Origin of the sequence: Blautia sp. SC05B48 (assembly GCF_005848555.1) — a bacterium.
Classification (GTDB): Bacteria; Bacillota; Clostridia; order Lachnospirales; family Lachnospiraceae; genus Blautia_A.
On record NZ_CP040518.1, the window covers coordinates 2,338,929 to 2,356,585 of the forward strand.

Below are 17,657 nucleotides of genomic sequence, written 5' to 3' on the forward strand. Positions count from 1 at the left end.
TCCGCTTATAAATGATATAAGATATATTAATTTTACTAATGATATTTCCTATGATACTATATTTTCAGCAGAAAAGAAAGACTGAAATGCTTTCTGCACGTTTACCATCCTTATTATCGGATATAGAGAAAGGAGCCTTCTATGAGCAACGTAAGACGTGTGTATGTAGAAAAGAAACCTGCCTTTGCAGTAAAAGCAAAGGAACTGAAACATGAGATCAAACATTATCTTGGTATCAGCACTGTGACAGCAGTCCGCGAGCTGATCCGTTATGACGTGGAGAATATCTCCGATGAAGTATTTGAGAAAGCCTGCAAGACCGTATTTGCAGAGCCGCCGGTAGATGATCTGTATCTTGAAAAATTTGATGTGGCAGAGGGCGCACGTGTATTTTCCGTAGAATTCCTTCCCGGACAGTTTGACCAGAGAGCAGATTCTGCAGTGCAGTGTGTACAGTTCCTGGATGAGAATGCAGCACCGATCATCCGTTCAGCAACTACTTATGTAATTGAAGGAACCGTTACAGATGCAGAGTTTGAGGCGATCAAACATCACTGCATCAACCCTGTGGATTCCCGTGAGACAGGTCTTGAGAAGCCGGAAACACTGGTAACAATATTCCCGGATCCTGAGGATGTGAAGATTTTTGACGGATTCAAGGATATGGCTGAGGCTAATCTGAAGGAGCTGTACGCTTCTCTGAACCTCGCCATGACATTCAAGGACTTCCAGCATATCCAGAATTATTTCAGGAATGAAGAGAAACGCGATCCTTCCATGACAGAGATCCGCGTTCTGGATACCTACTGGTCTGATCATTGCCGTCATACTACTTTCTCCACAGAGCTTACCAGCGTGAAGTTTGATGAAGGTGATTATAAGACTCCTATCGAAAAAACATACAAAGAATATCTGGATGCCCATAAGAACATGTACAAGGGCCGTGACGATAAGTTTGTCTGCCTGATGGATCTTGCACTTATGGCAATGAAGAAACTGAAAGCAGAAGGCAAGCTTGCAGATCAGGAAGAGTCTGATGAGATCAATGCCTGCAGTATCGTGGTACCGGTGGACGTGGATGGAAAAGAAGAAGAGTGGCTGATCAACTTCAAGAATGAGACACACAACCATCCGACGGAGATTGAGCCTTTTGGTGGTGCGGCAACCTGCCTTGGCGGAGCCATCCGTGATCCGCTTTCCGGACGTACCTATGTATACCAGGCGATGCGTGTGACAGGTGCAGCAGATCCTACCGTATCCGTAAAGGAAACTCTGAAGGGCAAACTTCCGCAGAAGAAGCTTGTCCGCAGTGCAGCCCACGGCTACAGTTCCTACGGAAATCAGATCGGTCTTGCAACCGGTGCTGTAAAAGAGATCTATCATCCGGACTACGTTGCAAAACGTATGGAGATCGGTGCGGTTATGGGTGCGGCTCCGAGACGTGCGGTCATCCGTGAAAATTCCGACCCGGGAGATATCATCATCCTTCTTGGCGGACGTACCGGCCGTGACGGTATCGGCGGTGCAACAGGTTCCTCCAAGGTCCACACAGAGGCTTCCATCGAGGTTTGCGGCGCTGAGGTGCAGAAAGGTAACGCACCTACCGAGCGTAAGATCCAGAGAATGTTCCGCAGAGAGGAAGTCAGCCATATCATCAAGAAATGTAACGACTTCGGCGCAGGCGGTGTTTCCGTTGCCATTGGCGAGCTGGCACCGGGACTTCAGATCGACCTTGACAAGGTTCCGAAAAAATACGCAGGTCTTGACGGCACTGAGATCGCCATCTCTGAGTCTCAGGAGCGTATGGCTGTTGTAGTTGACCCGAAAGATGTGGATACTTTCCTGAAATTTGCAAATGAAGAGAATCTTGAGGCAGTTCCGGTTGCAGTTGTAACTGAGGAGCCACGCCTTGTCCTTAACTGGAGAGGAAAAGAGATCGTAAATATCTCCCGTGCATTCCTGGATACCAACGGTGCACATCAGGAGACCTCCGTTGAGGTTGAGATCCCGTCAAAGGACGGAAATCTTTTCGAGGAACGTCCGGATGTAACAGACGTAAAGAAAAAATGGCTGGATGTTCTTGCTGACCTGAATGTATGCTCACAGAAGGGCCTTGTGGAGATGTTTGATGGCTCCATCGGCGCAGGCAGTGTATTTATGCCTCACGGCGGCAAATATCAGCTGACAGAGACACAGTCCATGGTTGCAAAGGTTCCGGTACAGAACGGAAAAACAGAGACTGTTACCATGATGAGCTACGGCTTTGATCCATACCTTTCCTCATGGAGTCCGTATCATGGAGCTGCCTACGCAGTAACTGAGTCTGTTGCCAAGATCGTTGCAACCGGTGGTGACTATAAGAAGATCCGTTTCACCTTCCAGGAATACTTCCGTCGTATGACAGAAGATCCTAAGAGATGGAGCCAGCCGTTCTCCGCACTGCTTGGCGCTTATGCGGCACAGATCGGATTCGGCCTTCCTTCCATCGGCGGTAAGGACAGTATGTCCGGAACCTTCAATGATATTGATGTTCCTCCGACACTGGTGTCCTTCGCAGTGGATGTTGCAAAGGTAAAAGATGTGATCACACCGGAATTCAAAAAAGCAGGAAGCAAGCTGGTATGGCTTCGTGCACCGAAGGATTCCTATGATCTTCCGGATTACCCGGCTCTTATGGAGCAGTATGATAAATTACACCAGGATATCCAGTCAGGCCGTGTGATCTCCGCATATGCACTTGACCGTCATGGAATCGCTGCCGCAGTCAGCAAGATGGCCTTTGGTAACGGCATGGGCGTAAAGATCGAGCATAACCTTGATCCGAGAGATTTCTTTGCTCCGGCATTCGGTGATATCATCTGTGAGGTTCCGGATGGAAAAGTCGGTGAGCTTGCAGTTACCTATACTGTGATCGGTGAGGTTACGGATAATGCGAAGTTCACCTATGGTGATACAGAGATCACTCTGAAAGAGGCGCTTTCCACATGGGAAGGAACTCTGGAGAATGTATTTAAAACAGCAGCAGGAACCGAGGATGTCAAGGCAGATGACGGTTCCCTTTACAAAGCAGACAGCATCTATGTATGCAAACATAAAGTTGCAAAACCACGTGTATTTATTCCGGTATTCCCTGGAACAAACTGCGAGTATGACAGCACCCGTGCATTTGAGAGAGCAGGTGCCGAGGTAGACGTAAAGGTATTCAAGAACCTTACAGCAGAAGATATCCATGATTCTGTAGAACTCTTTGAGAAATCCATCGCTCAGGCACAGATGATCATGTTCCCGGGCGGCTTCTCAGCTGGAGATGAGCCGGACGGATCTGCGAAATTCTTTGCTACCGCATTCCAGAATGAGAAGATCAAGGAGGCAGTTATGAAGCTCCTCAATGAGCGTGACGGTCTTGCTCTTGGTATCTGCAACGGATTCCAGGCACTGATCAAACTTGGACTGGTACCGTACGGTGAGATCTGCGGACAGAAAGAGGATTCTCCGACACTGACTTACAACACTATCGGACGTCACGTATCCAGGATGGTTTACACCAAGGTTGTCAGCAACAAGTCTCCATGGCTTCAGAAAGCACAGCTTGGCGGCGTATACTGTAATCCGGCTTCTCATGGTGAGGGACGTTTTGTTGCAAACGATGAGTGGCTGAAGAAACTCAAGGAAAATGGACAGATCGCAACAGAGTATGTACCGGTAGATGAGACCGGATATGAGGGTGAGTTTAACGTAAACGGCTCTTATATGAACATCGAGGGTATCACAAGCCCGGATGGACGTGTCCTCGGAAAGATGGCACACAGTGAGCGTCGTGACGCAGGCGTTGCTGTCAATATCTACGGAGAGCAGGATATCAAGATTTTCGAATCTGGTGTTGAGTACTTCAAGTAATATCCGTAAGCATGCAGTGGCAGGGGATTTCAGACCTCCCTGCCACTGTAAAAATACAAAAAAGCATATATTTTTTAAAAAATTAAAAAAAGTGAAAAAAACTGTTGACACAAGTCATAAACCATTATATAATAGCAAAGCGAGTTGCGGAACGGAAGAGTTCTTAAGACAAGCGTTTGTTATGGGATCTTAGCTCAGCTGGGAGAGCATCTGCCTTACAAGCAGAGGGTCATAGGTTCGAGCCCTATAGGTCCCATGTTACAAAAAAGATATGGCGAGATAGCTCAGTTGGCTAGAGCACACGGTTCATACCCGTGGTGTCGAGGGTTCGAATCCCCCTCTCGCTATTTATATGGGATCTTAGCTCAGCTGGGAGAGCATCTGCCTTACAAGCAGAGGGTCATAGGTTCGAGCCCTATAGGTCCCATGTTACAAAAGAATATGGCGAGATAGCTCAGTTGGCTAGAGCACACGGTTCATACCCGTGGTGTCGAGGGTTCGAATCCCCCTCTCGCTACTTAACAAAAGGTCTGAAGATTCAATTTTATTGGGTTTTCGGGCTTTTTTTGTTATAAAATTCCGGTTGCCTGTGGTAAGACCAGATGTGAAAAGTTAAGATTGACATTTTACATCGTTTTTTTTATCATAGTAAAAGAATAGACATAACGAATCATTTCGGGAAATGAGGATTGTATAATGAAAAAAAGAATGCTTTTTGTTTTCAACCCCAAAGCAGGAAAAGGAAGAATCAAGATGCATCTGCTGGACATTGTGGATATCTTTAATAAAGGTGGTTACGAAGTGATCATCCGTGCCACGCAGGGACCGAAGGATGCTTATGAACAGGTGAAGGAATATGCAGATCAGGTGGATCTGATCGCCTGCAGCGGAGGTGACGGTACACTGGATGAGGTGGTTACCGGAATCGTGGAAGTGGGCAGCCAGACACCGATCGGGTATATCCCTGCAGGAAGCACCAATGATTTTGCCAACAGTCTGTTTATGCCGAAGAGTATGACTGTAGCTGCCTCCATGATCATGGAGGAGCAGATCTATCACTGTGACATCGGTAAATTTAATAACCAGACATTTGCCTATGTGGCTGCGTTTGGACTGTTTACCAATGTTTCCTATGAGACGGACCAGGATCTGAAAAATATCCTGGGACATGTTGCCTATGTGCTGGAAGGAATGAAACAGCTTTTTGAGGTGAAATCCTATCATCTGAAGGTAACTTCCGATGAGCTGACTGTGGAGAATGATTTTATCTACGGTATGATCAGCAATTCCAGATCTGTAGGTGGATTTAAGAATCTTACCGGAAAAAACGTGGATATGAATGACGGACTGTTTGAGGTGACACTGATCACCAATCCGAAGAATCCGCTGGAGCTTCAGGAGATCATGACTGCGCTTCTTACTGCAGAGGATAATACAGATCTGATCTATTCTTTTAAGTCTGCGCATGTTGTGATCGAGTCAGAGGAGGCTGTTCCGTGGACGCTGGACGGAGAGTTCGGAGGAGACCAGACCCGTGTGGAAATCGATAATCTTCATGAGGCCATGAACCTTTATCTTACCAGCAGCAAGAAACAGAAAAAAAGCCGGCTGAACCAGAAAATGCAGGAGATCAAGGAGATCACCCAGAAGAGCGAAGAATGATCCGAGTATCCGGAGATAAGGTGATCATACAGAGGTGAAAATGTCTTTCCTCATAAGAAAGACTGGATATACAGGAACGAAAAGGAGGAAGAAATGGGAGATTATATCAACGTAAAGGAAATCTTTGGCTGCGATGTATTTAACGATTCTGTTATGCAGGACCGTTTGCCGAAGAAGGTATACCGCGAACTGAAAAAGACAATAGAAGAGGGTAAGGAGCTGTCCATGGAGATCGCTGATGTGGTTGCACATGAGATGAAGGAATGGGCTATTGAGAAAGGTGCTACTCATTATTGTCACTGGTTTCAGCCGCTGACAGGTGTTACTGCCGAGAAACATGACGCATTTGTCACAGCGCCAAGAGAGGACGGCAAGGTACTCTTAAGCTTTTCAGGTAAGGAGCTGATCAAGGGTGAGCCGGATGCATCCTCATTCCCATCCGGAGGACTTCGTGCAACATTCGAGGCAAGAGGCTATACAACATGGGATTGCACATCACCTGCCTTTGTACGTCATGACGCAGCCGGCGGGATCTTATGTATCCCTACAGCATTCTGCTCCTACACAGGAGAGGCGCTTGATCAGAAAACACCGCTTCTCCGTTCTATGGAAGCGGTTAATACACAGGCACTTCGACTTCTTCGACTTTTCGGAAATACAACTTCCAAAAAAGTAACTCCTTCCGTTGGAGCTGAGCAGGAATATTTCCTGGTTGACAAGCAGAAATGGCTCCAGAGAAAAGACCTGATCTACACAGGAAGAACTCTTTTCGGCGCCATGCCTCCTAAGGGACAGGAGATGGATGACCATTATTTCGGAACTATCCGTCAGAGAATCTCCGCATATATGAAAGAAGTCAACGAGGAGTGCTGGAAACTGGGTGTAACAGCCAAGACACAGCACAACGAGGTTGCACCTGCACAGCATGAGCTGGCACCGATCTACGCACCGGTAAATATTGCAGCAGATCACAACCAGATCATGATGCGCATCCTCAAAAAAGTTGCCAGCCGTCATGGTATGCGCTGCCTGCTTCATGAGAAACCGTTTGCAGGAGTTAACGGTTCCGGTAAGCACAACAACTGGTCCCTGACAACGGATGACGGGATCAACCTTCTTGAGCCGGGAAAAACTCCTCATGAAAATATCCAGTTCCTTCTTGTTCTCACCTGTATCCTGAAAGCCGTTGATGAGCATGCAGATCTTCTGAGAGAGTCTGCAGCAGACGTTGGAAACGATGAACGTCTCGGAGGAAACGAGGCACCGCCGGCAGTTATCTCCGTATTCCTTGGTGAGCAGCTTCAGGATGTTCTGGAGCAGCTGATCAGCACAGGTACCGCCACACACAGTAAGACCGGCGAGATCCTGGATACCGGTGTTAAGACACTTCCGGATTTCATGAAGGATGCTACAGATCGAAACAGAACATCACCGTTTGCGTTCACAGGAAACAAATTTGAGTTCCGTATGGTTGGTTCCCGTGATTCCATTTCCGAGTGCAACGTAGTTCTGAACACGATTGCAGCAGAAGTATTCCGCGATGTATGCGACCGTCTGGAAGCAGCAGACGATTTTGATACTGCAGTACATGACCTGATCAAGGAGTATGCGATCCAGCATCAGCGTATTGTATTCAACGGAAACGGATATGCACCGGAGTGGGAGGCAGAGGCAAAGAGACGTGGACTTCCGATTCTTCCGTCCATGGTAGATGCCATTCCTGCACTGACTACAGACAAGGCTGTGAAGCTTTTTGAATCCTTTAATGTATTTACAAGAGCAGAGCTTGAGTCCAGAGCAGAAATCCAGTATGAAGGCTATGCAAAGGCTATCAATATTGAGGCCAAGACCATGGTGGATATTGCTACCAAGCAGATCATCCCTGCAGTGATCCGTTACACAACAGTTCTTGCAGAGTCCATCAATTCTGTGAAGGCAGTGAGCGCAGCACTTGATGTCAGTGTACAGACAAGTCTTCTGGAAAAATCCTCCGCACTTCTTGCTGAGACCAAGACAGCTATGGATAAGCTTTCCGGACTGATCGCTGAGTCGGAATCCCATGAAGAGGGACGTGACCGTGCTGTATTCTTCAGAGAGAGCGTGGTACCGGCAATGCAGGCTTTAAGAAAACCTGTAGATGAGCTTGAGATGATCGTAGATAAAGATATGTGGCCGATGCCATCCTACGGTGATCTGATCTTTGAGGTATGATCGGTTAAATAAAATACAGGAAATAAGAGATGTTCCCTGGGTGAAGCGGCATCTTTGATATCAAATGACGGGACAGATGTAAGATCTGTCCCGTTTTTACCTGGCGGAGAAAGAATCTGTAAGCTGTTGTCCGTCATAGGATCATATAATAACTGCGGATGAGGATATCTGCGGCATTCAATCAGATTCAGGAGTAAGTATATATGATAGAATTAGAATTTTTAAAAGAACAGAACGTTTCCGAAAACCTGATCCACGGCATTGAGGAATTTCGAAAAAATTATAACGTTGATGAGGGGGCTGCAGCCAGAGTTTCCAGACCATCCATACCGTTCTACGGAAAAGAAATCCTGGAAATGTCCATTGCAGGACTTCTGGAAGGAGAAAATCTTCTTCTTGCAGGCCCAAAGGCCACGGGAAAAAATATCCTGGCAGAAAATCTGGCATATGCTTTTGGCCGCCCGGTTTACAATGTATCTTTCCATGTCAATACAAACAGCGGAGACCTGATCGGAACGGATACCTTTGTAAACAATGAAGTCTGCCTCCGAAAAGGGAGCATCTATCAGTGTGCCGAGTATGGTGGCTTCGGTATTCTGGATGAGATCAATATGGCAAAGAACGATGCGGTCTCTGTCCTTCATGCAACTCTGGACTATCGCCGCTCCATTGATGTTCCGGGCTATGACCGGATCGACCTTCATCCTGCGGCACGTTTTATCGGAACCATGAACTACGGATATGCAGGAACAAAGGAGCTGAACGAAGCTCTTGTTTCTCGTTTCCTGGTGATCGATATGCCAGCGCAGACAGAAGAAACCCTGGGATTTATTTTCCGCAAAATGTTCCCGGAAGCAAAGGAAAAGGCAGTGGAACAGTTTATCGGTGTATTTATGGATCTTCAGAAGAAATCCGTAAACAGCGAGATCTCTACAAAAGCGCTGGATCTTCGAGGACTTCTGGCTGCCATGAAGATTGTTCGTGCAGGACTTTCTCCCCTGGCAGCAGTGCAGATGGGTGTGGTGAACAAAACCTTCGATATTTTTGAAAAGGAGATCGTGGACGATGTAGTCCGTACAAGGATCCCGGAAGAATGGACAAAGGACGATGTCTATGCATAAAGATCTGACAGAAGAACTTTCTATAGAAGATTACAAGATGGAGCTGGAAAATCGGATCCGTAATCTCCTCTGGACGGTAAGCGGCGATTATACCCTGGATGTGAAGCCGGATGTATCGCTGTTTCTCCGCTCAAAAGAGATTGCTCTTTACGATGGAATCAAACAGGGTGCTTTTGCCAGATATTTTGACAAAAATCTTCTTGGTCTTTATCTTGTAAAAAAAATCTATCTGGATGCATCTGAGACGGAGCTGACCGGGCTGACACAGCTCTGTATTGAAGCGGCAGTGGGAGAGCGGATCTGCGAAGAGCGCCCGGGGGTTCGCCGCATGAGAAAAAAAGCTCTGGAAGATATTCTGGATCAGGAATATGAAACCCTGCCTTCCTACGATAAGCTGTTAGACAGGCTGAAAATTGCAGTATTCCGTGATGTACTTACAGGAAGCGTACAGCCTCTGGAGAAAAAACTGTCTGCATTCCGGGATCAGATCTATGCCTGCGCAGAAAGCGGAGACACCATGGAACTGATTCGGATCATCGACAGCCTCTATAATACGGTCATCGATCCGGACTTTGAGAAGAAAAACGGTTCCCTTGAACGGGTAATGGCGGTGACCCTGGAAGAACTGACGGAATTTGGCTGGGAAGACTACCTTAATGAAGAGATGTATGAGGAAGCCCTGGAAAATTATGTGGAAAAGCTCACAGACCGGATGACAGATATTGAAGATTCCTCGCTGACACAGGATATGGAAGAAAAACGTAAGGTGAAAAACAAGATCACGGTGATTTCAGAGGAAGCTCTTCAGAAAGCTCATACCTATGTGGAACTGAATTTTGGAAAAACCTATCTCACACCTGCAGAAGAAAAAAGAATGAACCATCTTATGTGCCGGGGAATACACGGAGACTGCAGCCTGTATTTTACAGAAGGAATCCTGAAAAATCCGGTTCGTGATAATTATCAGTACCAGTATGCAAAGCGTCTGCGTAATAAGAACATATGGACCTATCATGACAAGCACAGAATTGCAAAACGAAATATTGCCATATTGACTGAACTCCTGAAAAAAGCACTGGTGATCCGAAGTGAAAACCAGGAAGTCCTATCAGACCGTGGAACTATCGTTCCTTCCAGGCTGTGGCGTATAGGCAGAAGCTGTGAGGCAAATCTTTTCAAGAGGATTCTTCGTGGAGACAATACGGATTTTGTGGTGGATATACTGATCGATGCCAGTGGTTCACAGATGAGCCGACAGGGAGATGTGGCACTGCAGGCTTATATGATCAGTTCTGCCCTGAGCAATGTGGACATCCCTCATCGGGTTATGAGCTACTGCACATTCTGGGATCATACGATCCTGCACAGGTTCCGGGAATATGATGATCCGGTTTCGGCAGATGAGGATATTTTCAATTATGTGACTTCCTCCAACAATCGGGACGGGCTTGCCATAAAAGCAGCGGGATACAGTCTTTTGCAGAGAGAAGAGGAAAAAAAGATCCTGATCATCTTAAGTGACGGACGCCCCTACGATGTGATCATAAACCGTCCCAATGCAAAGAATCCGGCCCCTTACCAGGGAAAATATGCCATTTCAGATACTGCATCAGAGGTGCGGCGTCTTCGGAGCCAGGGCGTCAGTGTTCTGGGGGTATTTGCAGGCGAAGAGAAGGATCTTCCGGCGGAAAAGAAGATTTTTGGAAAGGATTTTGCCTATATCCGTGATATCGGAAATTTCTCGAAGATCGTAGGACGATATCTGACAAAACAGCTGGAGGCGGACAACTGAAAAAAAAAAGCATTTTTTTAAAAATATATAATATTCAATTGAAAGGAATAAGGTCACTATGTTAGCATACAAGCTGCATAGTGACCAATTATTTGCTTATAATTATACAGAAAATTGTAAATTATATATAATATCTCAGATATAATTCCTTGCAAAATAATGCGGAATTTGCTATACTATATTACGTTACTAATTTAATAGATAAAGGGAGAGGAAATATGAACAAAAACACAGAGTTCAAACCTTACATTCCTGCGGAGAAAGTCACTCCGGAGCTCACAGTTACATCTGTGATCATGGGATGTATCCTTGCTGTCATCTTCGGTGCAGCCAATGCTTACCTTGGCCTTCGTGTTGGTATGACAGTATCTGCCTCCATTCCGGCGGCAGTTATCTCCATGGGTGTTATCCGCGTGATTCTTCGTAGAAACTCCATTCTGGAGAGCAATATGGTCCAGACCATCGGCTCAGCCGGTGAGTCTCTTGCAGCAGGTGCTATCTTCACCATGCCTGCACTGTTCCTCTGGGCAGAGGAAGGACTTTCAGACAAGCCAGGCATCGTTGAGATCACTCTGATCGCACTTTGCGGTGGTATCCTTGGTGTACTTTTTATGGTGCCCCTTCGTAATGCCCTCATCGTTAAGGAGCATGCAACTCTTCTCTATCCGGAAGGAACTGCCTGTGCAGACGTTCTTCTTGCCGGTGAGGAAGGAGGAGCCAATGCTTCCACAGTATTCTCCGGTATGGGACTTGCTGCTATCTTCAAATTTGTTGTTGATGGACTGAAGCTTCTTCCGGCAGATGTTTCAGCAGCATTTAAATCCTTCAAGGGTGAGATCGGTATGGAGGTTTATCCGGCACTTCTCGGTGTTGGTTATATCGTAGGACCGAAGATCGCATCATACATGTTTACAGGTTCTCTTATTGGCTGGATGGTCATCATCCCGCTGATCTGCCTGTTCGGACCTGACACATGGATGTACCCGGCAGCAGAGGGAACAACAATTGCCCAGCTTTACGCAAACGGCGGAGCAGCAGCAATCTGGTCTACTTATGTTAAGTATATCGGCGCAGGTGCCATCGCAACAGGTGGTATCATTTCTCTGATCAAATCCCTGCCGCTGATCGTTACAACCTTCCGTGACTCCATGAAGAGCATGAAGGGAAGCAAGAACACAAGCACAGAGAGAACAGCACAGGATCTTCCGATGCAGTTCATCCTTCTCGGTATTGTTGCAATGGTATTTATCATCTGGATCGTTCCGGCAATCCCGGTGACTCTTCTTGGTGCATTTATCATCGTAGTTTTTGGATTCTTCTTTGCAACAGTATCTTCCCGTATGGTAGGTCTTGTAGGAAGCTCCAACAACCCGGTTTCCGGTATGGCTATCGCTACTCTTCTGATCGCCACATTTGCGATCAAGAGCTCCGGTAAAACAGGTATCGACGGAATGACAGCAGCAATCGCTGTTGGTTCTGTTATCTGTATCATCGCAGCAATTGCCGGTGATACCTCTCAGGACCTTAAGACAGGATACCTTCTTGGTGCTACACCTAAGAAGCAGCAGATGGGCGAGATGCTCGGTGTTGTTGTTTCAGGTCTTGCTATTGGCGGTGTTCTGTATCTTCTGAATGCAGCATGGGGCTACGGTACAGCAGAGATCCCTGCTCCGCAGGCTCAGCTTATGAAGATGATCGTTGAGGGAATCATGGGTGGAAACCTTCCATGGGGACTTGTATTTGTAGGTGTATTCCTTGCAATCTGCCTTGAGATCCTCCGTATCCCGGTAATGCCTTTCGCAATCGGTCTTTACCTTCCGATCTACCTGAACGCAACTATCATGATCGGTGGTATCGTTCGTGGATTACTTGACCGCAGAAAAGGCGTTGACGAAAAAACCAAGACAGCTCAGGCTACAGATGGTACCCTGTACTGTGCTGGTATGATCGCCGGCGAGGGTCTTGTTGGAATTCTTCTTGCGATCTTTGCAGTTGTCGGTATCAGTCTTGATATGTCCGGCGTTGTAAGCCTTGGAAATATCGGCGGTGTTGTGCTGATGATCATCATGATCCTGTCACTGCTTAAATTCTCTATCTGGAGAAAGAAGAAAGCCTGATGAGAAAAAACAAAAAGGATAAGAAACAGGATATCAACTATCTTGATCTGATCCCGGAAACAAACCAGTCGATCCGGTGGCACCGGGACCTGAAGCAGCGGATCATTCTTGAGATAGAGAATAAGGGTATGTTCAATACCATCGCGCAGAAGGTTTTTGGCAAGCCAAGGTTTTCCAAGGTTCATCTTGATGAAATGGGAACTTTTATCTGGCCTGAGATCGATGGAGCCAAAACCGTGCAGGAGCTTGCCCTGCTGGTGAAAGAACATTTCGGAGATAAGGCAGAACCGCTTTATCCGAGAATCGTAAAATACTTTCAGATAATGGAAAGCTATGAATTTGTTCATTTTATAAATAAAAAGACAGAGAAATAGCATGGAGAACGGGAACGGACGCAGAATAGTGTACGGTCCCGTTCTTTTTATGACACGTCAGTACGGGAAACTGATGCAGTTGTCGTATGATACTATAGCATTTCCGGGATTTTTACAGTGGAATGGAAATATTGCGGACATTTCATGACAGAAATTTTGAGAATCGCTGTAAAAAATGAAAGGAGCACTTTATGAGTCTTGTGGAAAAAAAGAACTGGTATCTGGATTATCTTCTGATCATAGTAGGAACCGGGCTGATGGCACTTGCCATCAATTCCGTTTTTGATGCAACCGGGCTGGTAACAGGCGGCTTTTCCGGTATTGCGATCCTGGTGAAGCACTGGACCGGTGGAATCATAGATGGCGGAGTTCCGCTGTGGCTTACCAACATCACGCTGAACATCCCGCTGTTTTTTCTGGGATGGCGGATCAAAGGCTTTTCCTTTGTAAAAAAAGCTCTGGTCGGTGAGATCTCCCTCTCAACCTGGCTTGCCATTCAGCCGGTGTGGAATATTGCGGGAGATGATCTTCTTCTGGCTGCTGTATACGGTGGCGTAATCCTGGGAATCGGCATCGGAATGGTTTTCCTCGGACAGGGAACCACAGGCGGAACGGATATGATGGCAGCACTGATCCAGAAGTATATAAGTCATTATTCCATCGCACAGATCATGCAGTTTATTGATGGGCTTATTGTGATCGTGGGAATGTATGTGTTCGGTATCCAGCGGGCCCTGTATGCCATCATTGCGGTTTATCTGGTAACAAAAGTATCCGACAGTCTGATCGAAGGTCTGAAGTTTTCCAAACAAACATTTATCATCACGGAGAAGCCGGATGAGGTTGCCAGAGTCATTATGGAAGACCTGGATCGCGGAGCGACAGGGATCTGTGGCAAGGGGATGTATTCGGGTCAGGAGAAGACGATCATCTTCTGTGTGGTAAACAAAAAGGAAATTGTGAAGCTGAAAGAGATGGTAGATGATATCGATCCCAACGCTTTTGTGATCGTTTCCGATGCAAGAGAAGTTCATGGAGAAGGTTTTATAGAGAAAAATTAGGCGGATTTCAACAAAAATTTGTAAATTTTTTCAGTTTTCCTCTTTCATTTTTGGTGATTTTGTATTAAAATAGCCGTAGATAGAGAGGGAAAGACAGAAGATAAGCATACACATAAGTGAGAAGGGATTGAACGGAATGATATCGAATCAGGTGTTACAGAATACGCTCGAGGGACTTAAAGAAATATCAAGGACGGAATTTTGTGTCATTGACACAGACGGCAAGGTACTTGCGTCTACCTTTTCTGATTTTGAAATCCAGCCGGCAGATATCCAGGCTTTTGTAGAATCCCAGGCAGACAGCCAGCTTGTCAAGGGATTTCAGTACTTTAAGGTCTGTGATGATTATCAGTTGGAATATGTCCTGGTAGCCCACGGAGATGATGAGGATACTTATATGGTAGGCAAGCTTGCAGCCTTCCAGATCCAGAATCTGATCGTTGCGTACAAGGAGCGTTTTGACAAAGACAGCTTTATCAAGAATCTTCTTCTTGATAATCTTCTTCTGGTGGATATTTACAACAGAGCGAAGAAGCTTCATATTGAAGCAGATGTCCGTCGTGTAGTTATGATCCTGGAACTGAACCAGGAGAAAGATCACAGCTCTGTAGAGAGCGTGAAGAGCCTTTTTGGCGGAAAGAGCAGAGATTTTATCACTGCTGTTGATGAGAAGAGCATCATTATTGTCAAGGAACTGGAAGAGGGAGAGGGCTATCCGGAGATGGATAAGCTGGCTCATACTATTATGGATACTCTGGATCTGAATAAAGATGGTGAGGATGTCCACATGGCATACGGTACCATTGTCAATGAGTTGAAAGAAGTTTCACGTTCCTACAAGGAAGCGCGTATGGCCCTTGATGTAGGTAAGATCTTCTTCGGAGACAGGGAAGTTATCGCATACAGCTCACTTGGAATCGGACGACTGATCTATCAGCTGCCTATTCCTATGTGTAAGATGTTTATCCGCGAGATCTTTGATAACAAATCTCCGGATGATTTCGATGAGGAGACACTTGTCACCATCGATAAATTCTTTGAGAACAGTCTGAACGTATCTGAAACTTCACGTCAGCTGTATATCCACAGAAATACGCTGGTATATCGTCTGGATAAACTCCAGAAGAGTACAGGCCTTGATCTGAGAGTGTTTGAGGATGCCATTACATTTAAGATCGCGCTGATGGCTGTTCGATATATGAAATATATGGAGACATTAGAGTATTAATAGCATGCAGAATGCAGGATTTCACACTCTGCTGAACTGTCTTAAATGCATTATTTACGAGGACTGCTATAGAACTTTTAAACTGCCGCTTATTCATTCCCGGAATAGGCGGCAGTTTTTGTATGAGCGTTTTTCATCATGGAATATTGTGTAAATGTCCCTCCTGTTTGGAAGCATTCACGAAGTGTGTTACTGAGAACGGAGTGAACAGTAACGAATTCACATGAACTTCACAGAATAACATCCATGACGCTATTGTAATTTTGGTATTTTTACGTTAAAATAAATAATTTGGAGAGGGCTGTTGATTACTGTTCACTGGTAATATTCCGTGAAGCGCATTACTGAGAACGGAGTGAACAGTAACGTGAACAGTAACAGTTGTAGGGCCCGGGAAATTTATTCTTGCATTTAAACAGAAAATATATTACAATAATGTTACAAAAAAATTAAGAAAATTATGCTTTTATAATATAGAGGAGGATATATATGATCGATCTTGTAGATGTGAGCAAATCTTACGGCCCGGGTCTTCCGGCTGTGAATCATGCGAACTTACATGTTGATAAAGGGGAATTCGTATTTGTAGTAGGAAGCAGTGGCTCCGGTAAATCCACACTGATCAAGCTTCTGATGAAAGAACTGGATTCTACCAGCGGAACGATCACAGTCAGCGGGGAACGTCTGGAGAAGATGAAACACAGACGCGTTGCCAAGTATCGCAGAAAGCTTGGGGTAGTATTTCAGGATTTCCGTCTTTTAAAAGACCGTAATGTATATGAGAATGTAGCATTTGCGCAGCGTGTCATAGGAAGACCTACCCGTGTGATACGCAAACGTGTGCCGGAGGTTCTCCAGGAGGTAGGACTTGCAGGAAAGTATAAGGCATACCCGGATGAGCTTTCCGGTGGTGAGCAGCAGAGAGTTGCTCTTGCCAGAGCACTGGTAAACCGCCCTGACATCCTTCTGGCAGATGAGCCGACCGGAAACCTGGATCCGAAAACCTCTGAAGAGATCATGGCTCTGATGGAGCAGATCAATGACAGAGGAACCACAGTTCTGGTAGTTACCCACAATAAGGACATCGTCAATGCCATGCGTAAGCGAGTAGTCACCATGCACAACGGCAAGATCATCAGCGATGAGAAAGAGGGAGGATATCATGAGGCCTAGTACGATCTGGTATACCCTGAAGCAGGGCTTTAAGAATATAAAAAGAAACTGGATGTTTTCCCTGGCATGTATCATCACGATGGCAGCCTGCATTTTTCTGGTAGGCATTTTCTATTCCATCGTGAACAACGTCGGTAATATTGCCCATAAGGTGGAAGAAGAAGTACCGATCACAGTATTCTTTGATGAGGGCACTTCAGAGGAAGAGATCCAGGCGATCGGCGATGCCATTCAGTCCAGGCCGGAAGTGGCCAGGATGGACTATCAGTCCGCAGATCAGGCATGGGAAGAATACAAACAGAAATATTTTGGAGATGAAGATGCGGCAGATGGATTTAAAGATGATAACCCTCTTGCCAATTCATCCAATTATCAGGTATATCTTAATGATATTACTAAGCAGACAGAACTGGTGAATTATATCCAGGGACTGGAACATGTCCGGAAGGTAAATCAGTCTGAACAGGCATCCAGGACACTTGGTTCCATTAACAAGCTGGTTTCTTATGTGTCGATTGCCGTGATCGCAATCCTTTTGATCATTTCCATATTCCTGATCAGCAATACAGTATCTATGGGTATTTCTGTCCGCAAGGAAGAAATCGGAATTATGAAATACATAGGAGCTACAGATGCTTTTGTACGACTGCCATTCCTTCTGGAAGGTATGATCCTCGGTGTGATCGGTGCGGCGATACCGCTGATCTGCCTGTTTTTCCTGTATAATTCCGCTGTAGAGTTTATTCTGACAAAATTCAATGTATTGACAGGAATCGTGGATTTCATTCCAATCTGGCAGATTTATGAGGGTCTGGTTCCCATGGGACTTGGACTTGGTGTGGGAATCGGTCTTCTGGGAAGCTTTTTCACAACAAGAAAACATCTCAGAGTATAACCAAATAGCAGAGAATCTTATGTATCCGCATGATGTGTGATCATAAGATATACAGCGGCTGTCGGAAAATCGGCAGCCGTTTTCGGTATACAAAAACCGGACGGCGCACAGCGGGGGACAGAAGAA

Annotated in this window: 11 protein-coding genes and 4 tRNA genes; all 15 read left to right on the top strand. The window is 45.9% G+C overall.

The window, feature by feature from the left end:
- The first annotated feature begins 141 nt into the window (after positions 1-141).
- A complete protein-coding gene (locus EYS05_RS10795; RefSeq protein WP_138277148.1) occupies positions 142-3,897 on the top strand; it encodes a phosphoribosylformylglycinamidine synthase in 3,756 nt (1,251 codons plus the stop codon).
- Between the two features lie 183 nt (positions 3,898-4,080).
- A tRNA-Val gene (locus tag EYS05_RS10800) sits at positions 4,081-4,153 on the top strand.
- 17 nt (positions 4,154-4,170) lie between these two features.
- Positions 4,171-4,244, top strand: a tRNA-Met gene (locus tag EYS05_RS10805).
- Positions 4,245-4,251: 7 nt separating this feature from the next.
- A tRNA-Val gene (locus EYS05_RS10810) sits at positions 4,252-4,324 on the top strand.
- Between the two features lie 16 nt (positions 4,325-4,340).
- Positions 4,341-4,414, top strand: a tRNA-Met gene (locus EYS05_RS10815).
- A 179-nt stretch (positions 4,415-4,593) separates the two neighbouring features.
- Positions 4,594-5,559, top strand: coding sequence for a diacylglycerol/lipid kinase family protein (locus tag EYS05_RS10820; protein WP_138277149.1), 966 nt, complete (start codon positions 4,594-4,596; stop codon positions 5,557-5,559).
- A gap of 93 nt (positions 5,560-5,652) precedes the next feature.
- Complete coding sequence (locus EYS05_RS10825) at positions 5,653-7,770, top strand: glutamine synthetase III family protein (protein ID WP_138277150.1); 2,118 nt, start codon at positions 5,653-5,655, stop codon at positions 7,768-7,770.
- Positions 7,771-7,973: 203 nt separating this feature from the next.
- A complete protein-coding gene (locus EYS05_RS10830; protein ID WP_138277151.1) occupies positions 7,974-8,891 on the top strand; it encodes an AAA family ATPase in 918 nt (305 codons plus the stop codon).
- Complete coding sequence (locus EYS05_RS10835) at positions 8,884-10,683, top strand: nitric oxide reductase activation protein (protein ID WP_173753849.1); 1,800 nt, start codon at positions 8,884-8,886, stop codon at positions 10,681-10,683. Before EYS05_RS10830 ends, EYS05_RS10835 begins: the two co-directional genes overlap by 8 nt.
- A 218-nt stretch (positions 10,684-10,901) precedes the next feature.
- Positions 10,902-12,800 (top strand): OPT family oligopeptide transporter, encoded by a 1,899-nt coding sequence (locus EYS05_RS10840; RefSeq protein WP_118513029.1) that lies wholly within the window; start codon positions 10,902-10,904, stop codon positions 12,798-12,800.
- Positions 12,800-13,174 carry a PqqD family protein gene (locus EYS05_RS10845; protein ID WP_021650789.1) on the top strand — a complete coding sequence of 125 codons (375 nt, stop codon included), beginning with the start codon at positions 12,800-12,802 and terminating at the stop codon, positions 13,172-13,174. Before EYS05_RS10840 ends, EYS05_RS10845 begins: the two co-directional genes overlap by 1 nt.
- A 191-nt stretch (positions 13,175-13,365) precedes the next feature.
- Positions 13,366-14,235: a YitT family protein gene (locus tag EYS05_RS10850; RefSeq protein ID WP_118513030.1), complete on the top strand. Its 870-nt coding sequence runs from the start codon at positions 13,366-13,368 to the stop codon at positions 14,233-14,235.
- A 136-nt stretch (positions 14,236-14,371) separates the two neighbouring features.
- On the top strand, positions 14,372-15,463 hold the full coding sequence (locus EYS05_RS10855) for a PucR family transcriptional regulator (RefSeq protein ID WP_138277152.1): 1,092 nt from the start codon (positions 14,372-14,374) through the stop codon (positions 15,461-15,463).
- A 489-nt stretch (positions 15,464-15,952) separates the two neighbouring features.
- A complete protein-coding gene (gene ftsE, locus EYS05_RS10860) occupies positions 15,953-16,636 on the top strand; it encodes a cell division ATP-binding protein FtsE (protein WP_015526972.1) in 684 nt (227 codons plus the stop codon).
- Entirely contained in the window at positions 16,626-17,531 is a 906-nt protein-coding gene (gene ftsX / locus EYS05_RS10865) for a permease-like cell division protein FtsX (protein WP_015526973.1), read from the top strand. The genes ftsE and ftsX overlap by 11 nt, the downstream gene beginning before the upstream one ends.
- Positions 17,532-17,657 lie beyond the last annotated feature (126 nt).